Origin of the sequence: Anabaenopsis arnoldii, assembly GCF_028331025.1 — a bacterium.
GTDB classification, from domain to species: domain Bacteria; phylum Cyanobacteriota; class Cyanobacteriia; order Cyanobacteriales; family Nostocaceae; genus Anabaenopsis; species Anabaenopsis arnoldii.
Map to the genome: position 1 here is coordinate 14905 of NZ_JAQMUH010000024.1, position 18001 is coordinate 32905.

The 18001-nt window shown below is 42.7% G+C and carries 11 protein-coding genes and 2 pseudogenes; 12 read left to right on the plus strand and 1 reads right to left on the minus strand.

The features are described from left to right. Positions 1-21: 21 nt before the first annotated feature. From hpsJ-B to PN457_RS01885, 5 genes are all read left to right on the plus strand, one after another. Positions 22-858, plus strand: a complete 837-nt coding sequence (gene hpsJ-B / locus PN457_RS01865; RefSeq protein ID WP_271730936.1) for a hormogonium polysaccharide biosynthesis protein HpsJ — start codon at positions 22-24, stop codon at positions 856-858. A 336-nt stretch (positions 859-1194) separates the two neighbouring features. Next, on the plus strand, positions 1195-1929 hold the full coding sequence (locus PN457_RS01870; protein ID WP_271730937.1) for a DUF502 domain-containing protein: 735 nt from the start codon (positions 1195-1197) through the stop codon (positions 1927-1929). Positions 1930-2029: 100 nt separating this feature from the next. Then, a complete protein-coding gene (nusB, locus tag PN457_RS01875; protein WP_271730939.1) occupies positions 2030-2659 on the plus strand; it encodes a transcription antitermination factor NusB in 630 nt (209 codons plus the stop codon). Positions 2660-2747: 88 nt separating this feature from the next. Continuing rightward, the gene (gene ftsY, locus PN457_RS01880) at positions 2748-4244 is read left to right on the plus strand and encodes a signal recognition particle-docking protein FtsY (RefSeq protein WP_271730940.1); all 1497 of its coding nucleotides are present in this window, start codon (positions 2748-2750) and stop codon (positions 4242-4244) included. A gap of 615 nt (positions 4245-4859) precedes the next feature. Then, positions 4860-6251: a PP2C family protein-serine/threonine phosphatase gene (locus PN457_RS01885; protein ID WP_271730942.1), complete on the plus strand. Its 1392-nt coding sequence runs from the start codon at positions 4860-4862 to the stop codon at positions 6249-6251. A gap of 7 nt (positions 6252-6258) precedes the next feature. Here PN457_RS01885 and PN457_RS01890 read toward each other — a convergent pair whose 3' ends face one another. Next, positions 6259-8463, minus strand: a complete 2205-nt coding sequence (locus tag PN457_RS01890; protein WP_271730944.1) for an HAD family hydrolase — start codon at positions 8461-8463, stop codon at positions 6259-6261. A 358-nt stretch (positions 8464-8821) separates the two neighbouring features. On the opposite strand from PN457_RS01890, the gene PN457_RS01895 reads away from it, so the two are divergent. The 7 genes and pseudogenes from PN457_RS01895 (at position 8822) to PN457_RS01925 (ending at position 17995) form a co-directional block, all read left to right on the plus strand. Beyond that, positions 8822-10630, plus strand: coding sequence for an aspartate kinase (locus PN457_RS01895; RefSeq protein WP_271730946.1), 1809 nt, complete (start codon positions 8822-8824; stop codon positions 10628-10630). Between the two features lie 96 nt (positions 10631-10726). After that, entirely contained in the window at positions 10727-12760 is a 2034-nt protein-coding gene (locus PN457_RS01900; protein WP_271730947.1) for a serine/threonine-protein kinase, read from the plus strand. A 196-nt stretch (positions 12761-12956) separates the two neighbouring features. Further along, complete coding sequence (locus PN457_RS01905) at positions 12957-14135, plus strand: tetratricopeptide repeat protein (RefSeq protein WP_271730949.1); 1179 nt, start codon at positions 12957-12959, stop codon at positions 14133-14135. A gap of 120 nt (positions 14136-14255) precedes the next feature. After that, positions 14256-14477: pseudogene (locus tag PN457_RS01910) on the plus strand (AAA family ATPase); the annotation flags it as partial. Between the two features lie 95 nt (positions 14478-14572). Next, positions 14573-15883, plus strand: a complete 1311-nt coding sequence (locus PN457_RS01915) for a tetratricopeptide repeat protein (RefSeq protein WP_271730952.1) — start codon at positions 14573-14575, stop codon at positions 15881-15883. Between the two features lie 136 nt (positions 15884-16019). Beyond that, positions 16020-16241: pseudogene (locus PN457_RS01920) on the plus strand (hypothetical protein); the annotation flags it as partial. A 95-nt stretch (positions 16242-16336) separates the two neighbouring features. Continuing rightward, positions 16337-17995 carry a tetratricopeptide repeat protein gene (locus PN457_RS01925; protein WP_271730954.1) on the plus strand — a complete coding sequence of 553 codons (1659 nt, stop codon included), beginning with the start codon at positions 16337-16339 and terminating at the stop codon, positions 17993-17995. The last annotated feature ends 6 nt before the right edge of the window (positions 17996-18001 follow it).

Sequence of the window (18001 nt, forward strand, 5' to 3'; positions counted from 1 at the left end):
TTTCATACACGAAAAATAATTATGACTAATCGTCTTGCTGCGGGTAATGCTGCTTTGACACTCAAGGTAGTGGGGATAATTTTACTTTTGTCCTTCTTCCTAGAGTTTTTAATTGTGATTTTACCCTTCCAACCCACCGATCCGGGATGGCAAATCAATTTAGCTACCTCATTAGTTGACAGAGGTATTGTACCTTTAGTGGGTATAGGAATGCTATTCGCCGGTTATTGGGCTGATACTGTTCATCATAGCGATGGCCCCAAACCTATAGATATCAGATTTCCTATCTTGATACTCTCCAGTATTTTAGGGTTAATTTTCCTCTTAATTTTCCCCTTACACTTGAATAATGTCCGACAAGCGAGCGCCAACAGTCTCGGCCAAATCCGCCAAGAAGCTCAACAAGCAGAAAATGAAGTTAACAATCGGTTATCCCAATTCCAAGCCCAAATCAACAATGAGCAAGGAAAAGCTCAATTAGAACAACTGCGCAACCAAGTGAGAAGTCAGTTTACCGAGCTGCTCAAAAATGACCAAACATACCAACAAGCACTCAATAACCCTCAACTTCCCGCACAACAGAAAGAATTACTCAAGAAATTTAAAGCCAATCCCTCAGAACTCGAGACTTTTATCGCCCAGCAAACAGACCCCCAAGCACAAGCAAATCAAAGATTAACCGAAATTCGCCAACGTCGCGAAGAAGCTGAAAAACAAGCCAGAGGAAACGCTTGGAAGTCTGGACTGCGAATTGGTGTGAGTAGTTTGCTCTTATCCCTGGGATATATCATTATTGGCTGGACAGGTTTAAGAAGGATGAAACATATCTCGGTCACTAGTGAAGATAAATATTATTAACTTAATTTTCACAAAAAAAACCCCCGCTCAGTGACAAATTATCATCCTTCTTTAGCTGTAATCTAAGACTTACAGAATTTTCAGCAGCTTTTCACTCAGCGCGATAGGATCAGTAGTATATTAGAGACTTGCAATAATGGTTTACAAGTCTCACACATCCCATCCCCCATGTTCTTCCTTAGTCAATCTCTATATGCACCCGACTAGAAAAATGCTGTTTCCTGAGCAGCAAGTGTATATTTTTACAGCATTATTCCAGATGCTAGCAATCTTTACCCTCTAGCTAAAGTATTAAATATTACAATTAACTCTTGAGAATTTGATAAGTGTGCTGGTATGAATAGCAATCACAAAAATTCTAGTAATCTCAAACAGGAGCATAGAGACTGGGGAATTAATCAGCTAAAACAAGACTTAAAAAATGACCTAATTGCCGGTTTATTAGTAGTTATTCCTTTAGCAACAACTATTTGGCTAACTATTACCATTGCTAATTGGGTAATCAACTTCCTGACGAAAATTCCTAAACAACTCAATCCCTTTGACGGACTCCAACCTATAGTAGTAAATATACTGAATTTAGCTGTGGGGCTGGCAGTCCCTTTACTAAGTATTCTTTTAATAGGGTTGATGGCTAGGAACATTGCTGGGCGTTGGTTATTGGATTTGGGAGAGCGCCTATTGCAGGCAATTCCCCTAGCAGGGCAGGTATACAAAACTCTCAAACAGCTGTTAGCAACCCTGGTCAAAGATTCCAGCGACAAGTTTCGCCGGGTAATTCTAATAGAGTATCCCCGAAAAGGAATATGGGCGATCGGCTTCGTTACCGGTAATATCAGTACCGATATTCAAGCTCATATGCCCCGTCCCATGTTGAGTGTGTTTATTCCCAGTACCCCCAATCCTACCACCGGCTGGTATGCCATAGTTCCAGAAGATGAGGTAGTAACTCTATCTATCCCCATAGAAGATGCTTTTAAAGTATTAGTCTCTGGAGGGATTATCGCTGAGAATAAGACTCTACCCCCCCTAGTTATACCTCAGGAGCGCAATATAGAAACACAACCCTGAAAACGGCAAAGTTTCCAGTCAATAGATAGTATGATTATTTGACTTTGCCACCATTGCGGCCATACTCACCTTTCTCATTAGTGCTTAAGCACATACTTCAATGCAAGAACGAAAACCCCAGCAAATTGCCCGTGAATTGGCACTTTTAAGTCTCAGCCAGTTGCCAATTAACCCCAAAAAATTAACAGAAGAGCATCTACCAAAATTAATACTAGCCACAGTCCGCACCCTGAGATCAGAAGTGCAAGATACTCTAGATAATGCTACTGGAGAACTACAACGCAGTAATGATCGCCTCTTAACTAGCCAAACTCGTGCTTCAGACATCGATACAGCCAGAAACCTCCTGAAAGAGGCGATTAACTACACCCAAACCGCTATCAATCAACTGGGAGCCGCAGTTGAGTTCCCAGAATTGATTCAATTAGCAAATCAAGATAAGGAAGTTGGCAAATATGCCATTAAACTGGTGAAAATAGTCAACGAACACCGAGTGATTATCGATGAACATATTTCCTCAGCTTTAGTAGATTGGCAAGTGACTCGCCTAGCCCAAATAGACCGAGATATTTTGCGGATCGCAGTGGCAGAAATGATGTTTTTCAATCTGCCTGACAGAGTAGCTATTAATGAAGCTGTAGAGCTAGCTAAACGCTACAGTGGAGATGAGGGTCATCGTTTTATTAATGGTGTTCTGCGCCGATTTACCGAACAAAAAGCACCTGTGTAGATTAAAGCGCAAATTTTCCCCCCCCCAAATATCCTCAAGACCCTTGAGGATATTTAGTTAAAATCATCAACTAATACTTATAGATGTAATGGCTTTTAATTGGTTCCAGCGTCAACATCAGGATTCTTCTGATACCCCAGCCGCCGAAAAACAAGAGGTAACTCCTCCAGTAACAGAACCCCAAGTAGACCCCACAGAAGATTTATTGGCCTTTGCCAAATCTGCTTATAAAAATATCCAGCAAAAACAACAAGCTTCACCAGTAACAACAGCACCAGAAGTCGCAGATGTGGAAGCACAAACAATAGAAACTGTGCTAGACACCGCCCCTGTAGTCAGTGAAGTCGCCCTTACAGCAGAGTTAGATGTGGAAACTGCCAATAATCTAGACTCAGGGAGTCTAGATGCAGCTACACCAGAACCCACAGCCCCCAGTAATTTATCCTTTTTAGAACGGGCGGCCGCAGAACGGCAAGCCAAGCAAGAAAGGCTGATAGCCGCGGCTATTGAAGTGGCTCAACCAGAGGTGGTAACCCCAGCTACCACCGCAGAAACTACCCCAGATCAAGAAGCATTAGCTTTTGATGAAGGTTTTCTCTGGTCAGCAGAAGTATTGGCCGCCCAAGGTAGGCGAGCAGAAGATATTTCTGTGGAGGAAATTACCTGGCTGAAAAAACTCCGGCAAGGTTTAGACAAAACCCGCCGCAATATTCTTAACCAACTTAAGGCAATTGTCGGCCAAGGACCACTCAATCAAGCGGCTGTGTCGGAAATAGAAGCCGCACTTCTCCAAGCTGATGTGGGTGTGGAGGCTACAGATTACATTGTCAATACCCTCCAGAAAAAACTGTTAGCAGAGGTAACGCCCCCAGAAGAGGCGATCGCCTACCTGAAACAAATTTTGCGCGATATGTTAGACGCGCCACTACAAAAAGCCCCAAGTTTCAGCTTCGCCCCAGAAAAGGAAACTTTGAATATTTGGTTGATTACCGGGGTGAATGGGGCAGGGAAAACCACTACTATCGGCAAAATCTCCCACCTAGCCCAAAAATCTGGTTATAAATGCTTGATTGGGGCCGCAGATACCTTTCGGGCCGCAGCAGTGGAACAGGTGAAGGTGTGGGGCCAGCGTAGCGGTGTGGAAGTCATTGCTAATCCGGGGAAAAATACAGACCCCGCCGCCGTGGTCTTTGATGCGATCGCCGCCGCCCAAGCACGAGAAACGGAGTTACTATTGGTAGACACCGCCGGGCGACTGCAAAATAAGAAAAACTTAATGGACGAACTCGGCAAAGTCCGCCGGATCATCGACAAAAAAGCCCCTAATGCCAAAATAGAATCCCTATTGGTTTTAGATGCCACTTTAGGTCAAAATGGATTGCGTCAAGCTCAAGTTTTCTCCCAAGCCGCCCAACTCACGGGCGTAGTCTTAACTAAGCTAGATGGTACAGCCAAGGGAGGTGTTGCCTTAGCCGTGGTGCAGCAGCTGGGTTTGCCCATTCGCTTTATTGGCGCTGGTGAAGGTATGGAAGATTTGCGTCCTTTTTCTAGTTACGAATTTGTTGAAGCTCTCTTGAGTGGCTAATTGGGATTTTTTTAGTTAATATTTCTTCTGGGTCTGGCTGATTCATCTCCTGTGGGGGATATTTAGATGGAAAATTTGCTATGCTCACAAAGTCGAGGGCACAGACCCCCATTTAGCTGGTGTTTCAGTCGGCAAAAATTGTTTCATCTCCTCAGACATCTGTCTTGGTGTGTTGGTTTTCCCCACATCACGGATTGATAAATCTCAAGGGTGTTGATTTTTGCCCATCCCAGAGTCAAATACAAACAGAACACTCAATAATTAAGGCAAGGAGTAATTGCCTATAAAAGTTAATGCTGGGGATGAGAAACCTGTGAGCAATAATAAAATTAAAATTTTTTTGACTCCAAAGATGTATGATTTGCTAATTAAGTTCTAGAAAAATTAGGGTATTTATATGTTATGAGAGTATTGGCTGATTTTTACCTACTCATTGTTGATGGAAATTGCATCAATATTTAGCTAGAGATATCATAAGCAAATACAATAATTCTCTCTAGTTCGATGTTAAGTCTTGTGACTATTGCTAAAAATATCCACCTTGTCCCAATATAACTTAGCAATTTACTTGATTTATTCAGTAACCTAAACTCTATATTAAGTGCAATCATACCTTTGCCTGTGTCTCAACTGCCCTCTCAACCCACTGATACTAATAGTAGTGCTAAGACGGATGTCACACCAGTTGTGGCACTCAAAGAACTTGTGGAACGGTTGCGCCGAGAACAAAATAAAATCCAAGATTTACTCAGTTCTTTAGGATTTGCCCTCAGAAGTTTCAATAATTTGAACCAGTTTTTACAGCTGATACCACTGATCGCCACTCGAGTCACAGATGCAGATGGTAGTGCTTTATTCCTACATAAACCTAATGGTCAAATTCGCTTAGAGCAACTACACTGGCAGGATAGCCGCCAGCGTAAGAATATCCGCAAAGCTCTAGAAACAGCTAGTAGTCAAATCACACTTCTATCTCATACAGGACCTTTAGCAACAGCTACAGGGATGTTAGATGACCAAATCCATCGCTATTTAGATCCAGATGTGCAAATCTTTGGCACAGCAATTCTCGTCAAGCATACAGAACGGGGTTGGCTTTACGTCCTCAGCCGCGATCCTGAATATAGCTGGACGGATACCAGACAAAAGTTAGTCAGACTGGTAGCAGATCAAACAGCTGTAGCCATTGAAAACGAAGAACTAGCCGTAGAATTGAGGAAAAAAGAGCGCTTAGATCAAGAACTAGAAATTGGGGCAGAAATTCAACGGCGACTTCTACCCCGTCAATGTCCGATTATTCCCGGTGCGACCCTAGCCGCACGCTGTAAACCCGCTAATCGTGTGGGTGGAGATTACTATGACTTTATCCCCACCAATCACAATCAAGTACAGCTAAATGGTAAAACTACCCAGGAAACAAGGGGCTGGGGTTTGGTAATTGGCGATGTCATGGGTAAAGGTGTCCCAGCAGGACTAATTATGACCATGATGCGGGGAATGCTTCGTGGCGAAGTGTTCCATGGTAATTCCCCATGTGTAATTCTGCAAAATTTGAATCGCGTTATGTATGCGGATTTGGAAAATTCCCATCGCTTTGTGACTCTGTTTTACTCAGAATATAATCCTGTAAATCGGGTTTTATCTTATAGTAATGCCGCACACAATCCTCCGTTGTGGTGGCACGCAGCCACGAAAACTATTACCCGCTTGGATACTTTGGGAATGCTGATTGGTTTAGATGCCAATAGCCAATACGAAAATGCCCAGGCACAGTTAGAACCTGGGGATACAGTCATCTATTATACAGACGGGTTGACTGATGCGGCGGCGGCTAGTGGCGATCGCTTCGATGAAGAGAATTTTGTGGCTGCTTTTAATGCCGCTTGCAGGTATTGCAGTGGACCAGAGGAGATTGTAGATTATTTGTTTGAGCAAGTTCTGGAATTTATCGGTGGTGAAAGGCAAAACACCGATGATATGACATTAGTAGTTCTGAAAATCCATTGACAATCAGCTAATTATCTGCTATAGTTTGCATTTTTGCTGTAGATAGACTGCCAAAGAAGTCATAGCGGTCTAGTGCTTCCAAGATACCCCAGGCATAATTTCCTTGAGCAAAGTAAATTTGTGGATATTCCCGTAACTTTTCCAGTTCACGGCTGTAATTACCCACAACCACACCCAAAGTATTACCAGACAGCATTGATTCATCATTACCAGATGCACCTGCTACTAAAAATCGTTGTATTGGTAGTCCCCACTTCAAAGCACAATAACGAATAGCATCTCCCTTAGAAGCCCGGATAGGCAACAAATCAAGATACATATTATGGCTATAGACTCCTTTAACATGGAGCTTATGCCGCCGCAGATGACGCATAATTTCCTTAAAGCTTAAACATTTCACTTCATCAATAAAGTAACTGACTTTAAACTGACCTTGAGCTTCTGGGGGTTGCAGAGAAACACCCGGTAGTGTCTCCATTGCTTGACGGACAGCCTCAGCATTCCAATGGTAACTAATATGTCTTTGCCAGTTACTATCTGGGACTACCTGGGGTCCATAATAGATTTCAGTACCAGCCGAGACAATCAGCAAATCTAGTCTGGGAAAGTCCCATTCTTCCAACATATCCAAAGAACTTTGCAAATTCCGCCCTGTAGCAATACCCACGCCGGTAGATTGACCTTCCTGATGTACTCGCTCAATCAGTTTGTGTAAAGCTTCTTGGTCGCCTAACAAGGTATTATCAATTTCACAAACCAGAAACCGATCTGCGATCGGTAACCGGTTTTGGTCAGGGATATTCCAATCAGGGAGGTCACTTGCTAAAGCCCTTGGTAGGGGACTCAGCTGAGATTGCACTGGTCGTTGAGATAACTGCTGCACCTGTTCGAGATAACGTTCTACGTGACTAGACCAAGAGAAATTATCCCGCACTCGATGTAATCCATTTTCAGACCAAGTTTGCCATTGTTCTGTATCCGTGATGGCTGTACGCAGAGCATCCTGGATCTGGGTCACATCTAGAGGATCAATCAACATTCCATTGTGGCAGACCTCCAGGATATCTCGTGGACCACCATCCGATGTGGCGATAATTGGCACACCGCAGGCTGTAGCCTCAATTAAGGTGAGACCAAATGGCTCAGTTAATGCGGGATTGATAAACACTCCCCGTGTTTTCGCCACCAATCGATATAGTTCCGGAACTTCATCAGATGAATGGTGTTTGGGGTAGGCGACGTATCCGTAAAGGTCGTAGCGATCGATTAAGTGAAAAATTTCTGCAAACACATGGCGTGGGTCTGATTCCATGGTGCTGATGTCATCGCGATTTCCTAAAATCAGGACTAAATTTGCTAAATGACGCAACTGTGGATCTTCACCATAAGCTTTCACCAGAGTACCGACATTTTTCTTAATTGCTGGACGAGAAAGCGCCATAATCATCGGCTTTTCCGGATGATTGAGAAATCGTTTTAAATCCTGGTAAATTCCTGGTTCCTGCCAATTTTCTGGAATCGGGTAAAAGTCCTTGAGTGCTACCCCCGGCGGAATGACCACCATTCTATCAGGCTGATAGTGGTCATAAATACCGTACTGCTCGGTGACTTCTTGATGGGTACTAGCGATAACTAAAGCGGCGCTGGCCAAAGTGGTTTCCTCAGCCTCAATTCTGGTACTCATGTGATAAGTGCTTTCAATGGTTTCCCTTTTAGCACCCTGGTCTAAAAGTCGTTGTTGTTTCACACGTCCTAAGGAGTGACCAGTATGCACAAGCGGTACACCTAACCAACCAGCAACCCGACAACCTACATAACCAGCATCGGCGTAATGGCTATGAATGACATCGGGTAGTTTTCCCACTTGGCGCAGGTGCTTGAGTAATTCATCGGCAAAATTATCTAAATGCGGCCAGAGAACTTCTTTGCGCAGATAGCGCCGGGGACCGCAATTAACACGAATAATTTGGGCCTTGTCACCCAGAACTTCTACCGGTTGAGCATAATCGGAACTAACTTTTGGATCATTAATTAAACGAGTTACCAGGTCTACACGTTCTACTTGTGGGTTCGCTGCTAAAGCCTGAGCCAGTTCTACCGCATATTTAATTTGTCCCCCGGTGTCAGCATCTCGCCCTAATTCTAGATTCTTACCCCGAATTAACCCGTGAACACTGACTAGTAGAATATATAATCCTGGGCTATCTGACATTTTGCATCCCTCAATTTTACTGTGTTACAGCCCTGCAACAGCTTCTTATACACCCGGCTGTTGACTTCTACAGATTAGTGACAAAATTATGCTGATGTTTAAGAATTATAAAACAAATGTGCCAATTTGTAACAACAGTGTCTGAGAGGATGTTTGATAATAAGTTTTCAACAGGTAATTTTTATCTGAGGGAACAGGGAACACCGAACAGGTAACACAGTATTACCAACAAAGCGAAATTACTGGTTTTTTGTCGGCGCTGATTCTGATATTAATAAACTAAACAACCAGGAATACTTTCTCGGCTTCCCCTGGGGGGCATTGATCAAAGTAGGCAGCATTGATTACATATAAACTTATGGCGCTCATAGTTCAAAAATACGGTGGTACATCTGTTGGTTCTGTAGAACGTATTCAAGCTGTTGCACAGCGTGTTTACAAGACTGTTAAGGCGGGTAACTCTGTGGTCGTCGTGGTTTCGGCGATGGGTAAAACCACAGATGGACTGGTGAAAATGGCTCAGGAAGTTTCTCGCCATCCCAACCGCAGGGAAATGGATATGTTGCTTTCTACTGGGGAGCAAGTCACTATTGCTTTAGTTAGTATGGCATTGCAAGAAATTGGACAGCCAGCAATTTCTATGACTGGTGGTCAAGTAGGAATTGTGACTGAAGCTGAACATACCCGCGCCCGAATTTTACATATTGAAACCCAACGGCTGCGTCATCAAATTGCTCAAGGGAAAGTGGTTGTAGTTGCTGGATTTCAGGGTATATCTAGTCTCAGAGATATGGAGATTACTACTTTGGGTCGGGGTGGTTCCGACACCTCCGCTGTGGCTATTGCTGCGGCTATAGGGGCGAATTTTTGTGAAATTTATACCGATGTCCCTGGTATATTGACTACAGACCCCCGCCTGGTAGCAGAAGCTCAGTTAATGGAGGAGATTAGCTGTAATGAAATGCTCGAACTCGCAAGCCTGGGGGCGAAAGTTTTACATCCCCGCGCTGTGGAAATTGCCCGCAATTATGGGGTGCCACTGGTGGTAAAATCTAGTTGGCGTGATGACCCTGGTACTTGGGTAACATCCCCTAAACCCCAAGGGCGATCGCTAGTGAATCTAGAAATTGCCCGCCCTGTGGATGATGTAGAGTTTGATACAGACCAAGCCAAGGTGGCATTGTTGCGCGTCCCCGATAAACCAGGGGTAGCAGCGCGGTTATTTGGGGAAATATCCCGGCAAGATGTAGATGTAGATTTGATTATTCAGTCTATACATGAAGGTAATACTAATGACATTGCTTTCACCGTCACAGCACCGATATTAAAACGCGCGGAAGCGGTAGCATCCGCCATCGCCCCAGCATTGAGAAACCACCCCAACTCTGATGAGGCTGAGGTGATGGTACAGCAAAATATTGCTAAGGTCAGTATTGCTGGGGCGGGAATGATTGGGCGCCCCGGGGTAGCAGCTAAAATGTTCGCGACTTTAGCCGCAGCACAAGTAAATATTCAGATGATTTCTACTAGTGAAGTTAAAGTTAGTTGTGTAGTAGATGCGACAGAGTGCGATCGCGCTGTGGCTGCACTGCGTCAAGCTTTTGAAATTGCAGAAGACCAGGACATTAAGAAACCAGAAGCAATTGCTGTGTTATCTGCTCCCGCAGTGCGTGGTGTCGCCCTCGATATGAACCAAGCACGTCTAGCAATTCGTCAAGTACCCGACCGACCAGGGATGGCGGCCAGGTTATTTGGACTATTAGCACAGCATAATGTCAGTGTGGATATGATTATTCAATCTCAACGGTGTCGAATAGTTGACGGTATTCCTAGAAGGGATATTGCTTTTACTGTCTCGCAGATGGATGGGGAAAGTACACAAAAAATGCTCACTCAAGTGGCGGGAGAATTAGAATGGGGTGAGGTTGTCTTAGATAATGCGATCGCCAAGGTAAGTATCGTTGGTGCAGGGATGGTGGGACAACCAGGTATTGCGGCGAAAATGTTTGACGCTTTAGCCGAAAACCAAATTAATATCCAAATGATTGCTACCTCAGAAATCAAAATTAGTTGTGTTGTAGCACAAGAAGATGGTGTCAAAGCTTTGCAGGTTATTCACAGCGCCTTTGGGTTAGCTGGTACCGAAAAGTTTGTAGTTCCCGCCTAATTATTCATTGAATATCTGCCTAGGTCTTCAGTGATTCATGACTACAATTGCTTTGAGGAAATAGGCATTATTATAAGTGTAATCACTGATAGACTTATGACTGGTAGAATCTTAGATACGCGTTATCACATCCTGGAAGTCCTGAATGTAGAGGAGAAGGTACAAACCTATTTGGCTGAAGATGCTATCGTTCCCGGTCGTCAATTGGTAGTCAAGGAGCTACATCCTGATGGTGATACTCTCCCGGATTTAAATCTGCTGCGAGAGTTATTTCTCCATGAGGGACACAAGTTACAGCAACTTAGTCAGGAACATGACCAAATCCAAAATCTAGTGAGTTATTTTGAAGAAGATGGAAAATTCTATCTAGTTGAAGAATATATTATTGGTAATACCTTAACCAATGAGATTTTACAGGGCATACCTTTAACACAGGAAGAGGTAATTAGTGTTTTATCTCAAGTATTAGAAGTTTTGGTATTTGCACATCAGCGGGGAGTGATTCACCAGAATATTAACCCCGCAAATATCATCCGTCGAGAGTCAGATCACAAATTAGTTTTAGTTAATTTTGGCGCTATTCCCGAACTGATAACCAATACCGTCGCTAATCTTGAATATGTACCTATAGAACAATTGCGCGGTCAACCTCAATATAATAGTGATATATATGCTTTAGGGATAATTGTCATTGCGGCAATTATGGGTTTAACAGAGCAGGAAATATCAACCTTACAACAGCAGAAAGGTTTGCTAACAGGGGCAATTATTTGGCGGCGGAAAAATATTCAAATTTGTCAGGAGGTAGGAAAAATTTTAGATCAAATGGTACGCTTTGACTATCAGAAGCGATACCAGTCAGTAATTGAAGTTTTAAAAGATATAGAGCAGGTGGAAACTCATGAATTTACTTACAAGCAACTCCCAAAAGTTTGGTTAATCCTAGGGGGAATAGGTTTTATAGGGATAGTGACAGTATTGAGGTTAGTTTCATCACTGATAACTATTGCTTCTCCAGTAAAATTTGAGCAACTATACCAGGAGGGATTGAGAAAATATCAAGAGGGAAACTATCAATCTGCAGTTGAGAATTTTACCCAAGCTATTAGACTAGACTCAAGCAATTATCAGGCTTATAAGAGCCGTGGAAATACATTTTACCGGTTGGGAAACTATCAGCAAGCAAAGATAGATGCTACTAAAGCTATTGAATTAAACCCAGAAAATGCTGATGCTTACTATGATAGGGGATTTTCTTTATATGGATTGGGTAAATACCAAGAAGCAATTACTGATTATACCAAAGCGATCGCCTTAAATTCTCGTCATGCCTATGCTTATTATGCTCGGGGTTTAGCCTTAGTACAGATGAATGACAATAGAAGCGCTAATGAGAATTTTAGCACGGCCATCAGGCTGCGACCTAATTATATTGAGGCTTATTTACAACGGGGTATTCTCCGCCGTCGTCTGAGAATTTACCAAACCGCTATGGAGGATTTTGATGCTATCATTAAGATTAATCCCGGTGATGCTAGACCTTATTATCAAAAAGGTTTAATTTACGCTAGCAAAAATCAAAAATATGCAGCCATTCGGGAATATACTCACGCCATTAATCGCTATCCTCAAGCAGTCGCCTATCTCCGACGGGCGGATATGCACAGCGAGTTAGGATATAGATTAAAAGCTGGTAAAGATTATGATCAAGCTTTAGAGCTAAATCCCCGGTGGGGAGCAGCTTATAATCACCGAGGTATTCATCGTCTTTCTTTTGGAAATTACCAAGGTGCAATTGCAGACCATACTAAAGCTATTGAACTCAATTCTCAGGATGTAGCGGCTTACAATAATCGTGGTAATGTTCACCTACAATTGGGAAATTACAAAGCTGCGGATAAAGATTACTCTCAGGCGATCGCCATTAATCCTCAATATGGGTTAGCCTATTATAACAGGGCTGTGAATCACACAAAACAGGGAAATACACAAAGTGCGATCGCCGATTTTCAACAAGCTATTAAACTTTTCCAAAAAACTGGAGATCAAAATAGTCTTCGTGACGCACGCCAAGAACTGAACTTACTCCAAACTAAGGCATCACCTACAGATACACTTCACGAATCCTAGCAACTAAATTGCAGAATACCACACATACCCGCGTCAAATCAACCAGGGGTGTTCAGGTGAGGTTCCAGTTGATTTTATCACCCCATCAGCCTAATTTTCCAAAGACGAGTAATTTTTGTGACTTGAGGTAAAATGCTAAGATTTGTATAGTTATTTAGAAACTTAGACATCTGTGGAAGTTGAGGAGTATATTGATATGGCTAAAGAATACCTTAATAAAACAGATTATGAGAGTGCGATCGCTCATTGTAATCAAGCATTACAACTAAAACCAGACAATGCTGGCGCTTACTTCCAGCGGGGTAAAGCGCGCTACTACTTAGGAGAAATCAGCGCAGCCATTGAAGATTATACCCAAGCCATTAAAATTAATCCCCATGACGCTTATGCTTATAACAACCGGGGTAATGCTTACAGTAAATTAGGCAATAGGCAATTAGCAGTTAAAGATTATACCGAAGCGCTGAAACTTAACCCCAATGATGCTTATGCTTATAACAACCGGGGAGTAGCTCTCTATTACTTAGGCGAAACCGCCGATGCAATTGCAGATTATACCCAAGCCATCAAAATTAACCCTAATTTAGCTTATGCTTACAACAACCGGGGAAAAGCTCGTTATTACTTAGGACATAACCAGGGAGCAATTGCAGATTATACCCAAGCCCTGAAAATTAACCCTAATTTCGCCACAGCTTACTACTTGCGGGGTCTAGTTCACTATCACTTAGGAGAAACCATTGCTGCAATTGCAGATTACACCCAAGCCCTCAAACTTAACCACAATGATGCTTTAGCTTATTACAACCGGGGTTTAGCTCACTCCGATATAGGAGATAACCAGGGCGCAATTAATGATTATACTCAAGCCATCAAACTTAACCCTAATTACGCTTTAGCTTACTACAATCGGGGGTTAGCTCGTTATGATGCCGGAGATAACCAAGGAGCAATTGCAGATTATACCCAAGCTATCAAAATTAACCCCAATGATGCTGATGCTTACAATAACCGGGGAAATATTCTATCTGACCTAGGAGATGAACAGGGAGCAATTGCAGATTATACCCAAGCCCTCAAAATTAACCCCAATGATGCTGATACTTATAATAACCGCGGTTCAGCCCGTTATTACTTAGACGACAATCAGGGAGCAATTGCAGATTATACCCAAGCCCTTAAGATTAATCCTAATTATGCTTCTGCTTACTTCAACCGGGGGTTAGCCCTCTGTGATTTAGGAGATAACGAGGGTGCGATTAATGACTGGAAAGCTGCTGCATATATCTATCAAACAGCAGGGGATGAAGTATGCTATCAATATGCTGTAGATAAAATTGAACTGCTCTCACGCAACGGCGATCAAAAGTCATAAATCATAGTTAACCTAAATCTGGTTCTCCCCTAGAGGATGCTAAAAAATGCTCTTGTCCCTATTGCCAAGGCTTAATTAATTGATACACTTATGCTATAATAGACCAGTTAAGCAGCATCTATGGTACACGTCAAGCGCGTGGAACTCACTCACTTTAAATCCTGCGGTGGTACTACCTCGGTTCCTCTACTACCGGGGTTTACCGTCATTTCTAGCCCCAATGGTTCGGTAAAATCTCATATTCTCGATGCGTTGCTGTTTTGTTTAGGGCTTTCTAGTTATCAGGGAATGGGAGGGGATAGGTTACCGGATGTGGTGAATAATCCTCAAAAGCCTCAAGGACACCCTTGGGTTTTTGATGGTTGTGATTTTTCCCGCGTCTGCATATCTCCTCAAGGTGTTAATATTCCTTGTCAGATGAAGGCGAATTTTTACTAATGGACTGGAAAACTATATTACAAGCCCAACAGACAGACTTTATTAACCGAATGAAATCCGGTGATTTATTCCAGTGTGACCAGCAAGGAAAGCACAGTGAGTTAACGGTGATCACCGATGACCAGTTACAGCAATTACGGGATTTTTGCTGGGAAATGGCTGACAAGTATATAAATAAGTCCTCTTCTGTTCGTGATCTGTTTGTTAACAACATGAAGGGAAAGCTAGGGGAGGAGGTAGTTAAAACCCGTTTAGGTGATCTGCTCACGAAGGTTGACTATGAAAAATATCAGGGTGGTGATGGTAAGGTAGACTTTACCCTCACAGCTGATTCATCTATTGGTATTCAGGTAAAAGCTCGTCAGGGTAAATTTGAGCAAATTGAATGGTCAATTAGTCAAGAAGAAATTAACAAAAATGCTGTTTTGGTTTGTATTTTAATTGAAGAGCAAGTCAATGAGGCACAAAATCAATATCATTTAGTCCTAGCAGGGTTTTTACCCACTAATATAACCACTGCGACCGGGGGGAAAGCCAGGGTAAAAATCAATGAGTTGCTCTATTGTGGGGGTTTACGGGGCTATTTAGAAAGTTTGACAGTTTCCCCACTTGATGAAACTGTGCAAAATGCTCAAGTTGACCACAACCGGGGGGTATATCCCTCTAAGTTAGGAAACAACCAGGGGGGAATTAAAGACTTTACCCAAGCTATTCACATTAACCCTAATTTGGCTCAAGCTTACTTCAACCGGGGGGTATATCCCTCTAAGTTAGGAGACAACCATGGGGGAATTAAAGACTTTACCCAAGCTATTCACATTAACCCTAATTTTGCTCAATTTTACTTCAACCGGGGGGTATATCGCTCTAAGTTAGGAGACAAGCAGGGTGCAATTGATGACTATACCCAAGCTATTCACATTGACCCTAATTTGGCTCAAGCTTACCACAACCGGGGGGTAGATCGATCTAAGTTAGGAGACAACCTGGGTGGAATTAAAGACTTTACCCAAGCTATTCACATTGACCCTAATCTTGCTCAAGCTTACTACAACCGGGGGTTAGCTCGTTCTGACTTAGGAGACAAGCAGGGTGCAATTGATGACTATACCCAAGCTATTCACATTGACCCTAATTATGCCAAAGCTTACTACAACCGGGGGTTAGCTCGTTCTGACTTAGGAGACAAGCAGAGTGCAATTGATGATTTTGAGACTGCTGCCAATATATATGAAAGACAAGGAAAAACAAAAGACTATCAAACTGCTATGGATAAAATTAAATATCTCAACGATGATATTCCATCCTGAAACAGCTTAATCTCAACTCATACTGAACCTAAATCTGGTTCTCCCCTAGAGGATGCTAAAAAATGCTCTTGTCCCTATTGCCAAGGCTTAATTAATTGATACACTTGTGCTATAATAGACCAGTTAAGCAGCATCTATGCTACACGTCAAGCGCGTGGAACTCACTCACTTTAAATCCTGCGGTGGTACTACCTCGGTTCCTCTACTACCGGGGTTTACTGTCATTTCTAGCCCCAATGGTTCGGTAAAATCTCATATTCTCGATGGGTTGCTGTTTTGTTTAGAGCTTTCTAGTTCTCAGGGAATGGGAGGGGATAGGTTACCGGATGTGGTGAATAATGCTCAAAAGCCTCAAGGACACCCTTGGGTTTTTGATGGTTGTGATTTTTCCCGCGTCTGCATATCTCCTCAAGATGTTAATATTCCTTGTCAGATGAAGGCGAATTTTTACTAATGGACTGGAAAACTATATTACAAGCCCAACAGACCGACTTCATCAACCGACTGAAATCCGGTAATTTACTCCAGTGTGACCAACCAGGACAGCACAGTGAGTTAACCGTGATCACCGGTGACTCGTTACAGCAATTACGGCGGTTTTGCTGGCGCATGGTTGATATATATAGACGTAGTAACTCTAAGAGTGAGGATGTGTTTGTTAACAACATGAAGGGAAAGCTAGGGGAGGAGGTAGTTAAAACCCGTTTAGGTGATCTGCTCACGGAGGTTGACTATGAAGAATATCAGGATGGTGATGGTGGTGTAGACTTTACCCTAGCTGCTGATTCATCTATTGGTATTCAGGTAAAAGCTCGTCAGGGTCAATTTGATCAAATTGAATGGTCAATTAGTCAAAAAGAAATTAACAAAAATGCTGTTTTGGTTTGTATTTTAATTGAAGAGCAAGTCAATGAGGCACAAAATCAATATCATTTAGTCCTAGCAGGGTTTTTACCCACTAATATGACCAATGCGACTGGGGGGAAAGCCAGGGTAAAAATCAATGAGTTGCTCTATTGTGGGGGTTTACGGGGCTATTTAGAAAGTTTGACAGTTTCCCCAGTTGATAAACCTGTGCCAAATGCTCAAGCTTACTTCAACCGGGGGAAAGCTCGCTCTAAGTTAGGAGACAAGCAGGGTGCAATTGATCACTATACCCAAGCTATTCAGATTAACCCTAATTTTGCTAATGCTTACTTCAACCGGGGGTTAGCCCTCTGTGATTTAGGAGATAACGAGGGTGCGATTAATGACTATACCCAAGCTATTAAAATTAACCCTAATTATGCTGATGCTTACTTCAACCGGGGGTTAGCTCGCTATCTTTTAGGAGACAACCAGGGTGCAATTGATGACTATACCCAAGCTATTAAAATTAACCCTAATTTTGCTAATGCTTACTACAACAGGGGGAATGCTCGCTATCTTTTAGGAGACAACCAGGGTGCAATTGATGACTATACCCAAGCTATTCACATTGACCCTAATCTTGCTAATGCTTACTTCAACCGGGGGTTAGCTCGCTATCTTTTAGGAGACAAGCAGGGTGCAATTGATGACTATACCCAAGCTATTAAAATTAACCCTAATTTTGCTAATGCTTACTACAACAGGGGGAATGCTCGCTCTGACTTAGGAGACAACCAGGGTGCAATTGATGACTATACCCAAGCTATTCACATTAACCCTAATTTTGCTAATGCTTACTACAACCGGGGGAATGGTCGCTCTAACTTAGGAGACAAGCAGGGTGCAATTGATGACTATACCCAAGCTATTCACATTAACCCTAATTTTGCTAATGCTTACAATAACCGGGGGTTAGCTCGCTCTAACTTAGGAGACTACCAGAGTGCAATTGATGACTATACCCAAGCTATTCAGATTGACCCTAATTATGCTAATGCTTACAACAACCGGGGGTTAGCTCGCTCTAACTTAGGAGACTACCAGAGTGCAATTGATGACTATACCCAAGCTATTCAGATTGACCCTAATTATGCTCAAGCTTACTACAACCGGGGGTTAGCTCGCTATTTTTTAGGAGACAACCAGGGTGAAATTGATGATTTTAAGACTGCTAAATATCTGAATGATGATATTCCACTCTGAAACAGC